This is a genomic window from Arsenophonus endosymbiont of Bemisia tabaci Q2, assembly GCF_902713415.1.
Classification (GTDB): Bacteria; Pseudomonadota; Gammaproteobacteria; order Enterobacterales; family Enterobacteriaceae; genus Arsenophonus.
Genome location: NZ_CACTIE010000302.1, coordinates 1 through 1,114 on the forward strand (window position 1 = coordinate 1; position 1,114 = coordinate 1,114).

The window sequence follows — 1,114 nt, forward strand, 5'->3', positions numbered from 1 at the left end:
TCAAAATATATGTTTTTCTGCAATATAAATTTACTGATATAGAGTAATTACTTGTAATCATTTTAAAGTCGCCCAGCTATATCATGGAGGGAAAAGGATGAAACTCTCGATTAATAAAGATATTGATATTCGCTTAAATATTTTGATGCTTTCATACATGAAACATGGTAATGATTTTTGGGTTATAAAAGATGAAGAATCAAGGTTTTTTTATGTTAATAAGGCTACCATTCATTATAGTAATTTCTCTAAAGGTCTTTATATATAAGCTCTTTTAATAGTCAATGCTCTGTATCTGATTAGAATTTGAAGCAGTTATACAAGCAAATGATAAAAACGTAATGCAAAATCAAAAAACAATTCAAGTTTTCCATATTATTTTTTTAGATTATTTATTTGTTTAAAATATTATAAATTTTTAGACAGGTAAAAATATTTATTCTTAAATGTTTATTAAATCGTTTTATAATAATAAAAGACATTTATCGTCTTTAAATAGATTAAGGAGACATTGAATGCGGCTTTTGGATATGCCAGAGTGTCAACCAGTCAACAATCGCTCGATATTCAAATTAAAGCGCTTAAAGAAGCCGGTGTACGAGCAAATAGAATTTTTACTGATAAAGTCTTAGGTAGTCATACTAATCGGGACGGACTCAATCTATGGCACTGTTGCAAATATCGTGACGTGGTAGCCTTATTTGTTGGTGAAAGTCTGAACATTTCAAAAATCCTGTTCACCGGGTGCATCTCACCTAAGGGATAGCTGAAGTAAAACGACTTAGCCTGACCTTTACGCAGCGCCACCATTACTTCAATCCCTTTTATCGTGGCATAAGCAGTTTTCATCGATTTAAACCCCAGTGTGGCGCTGATTATCCGTTTCAATTTGCCATGCTCGCATTCGAGAAAATGTTATTTCGGTACTTAATCTGTCGATGCTCAACGTGAGACGGATATTGACCTTCACGTTTTAGCTGAACGAGCGTACGAGTGTATAGCTAAGCGACTTAATTTTGATGACATTATTTATATGAGCTATTCAATTGATTTTAGACGTAAAGTGATATTTACGGTGGAGGAAGAAGGGTTGAGTATCCGAGAAACAGCGAAG

Annotated in this window: 2 pseudogenes; one reads left to right on the top strand and one right to left on the bottom strand. The window is 33.1% G+C overall.

Going from position 1 to position 1,114, the window contains the following annotated elements:
• Positions 1-511: 511 nt before the first annotated feature.
• A pseudogene (locus tag ARSQ2_RS11520) lies at positions 512-664 on the top strand (recombinase family protein); the annotation flags it as partial.
• A gap of 56 nt (positions 665-720) precedes the next feature.
• On the opposite strand, the pseudogene ARSQ2_RS11525 reads toward ARSQ2_RS11520, so the two are convergent.
• Positions 721-998 (bottom strand): annotated as a pseudogene (locus ARSQ2_RS11525) (DDE-type integrase/transposase/recombinase); the annotation flags it as partial.
• Positions 999-1,114 lie beyond the last annotated feature (116 nt).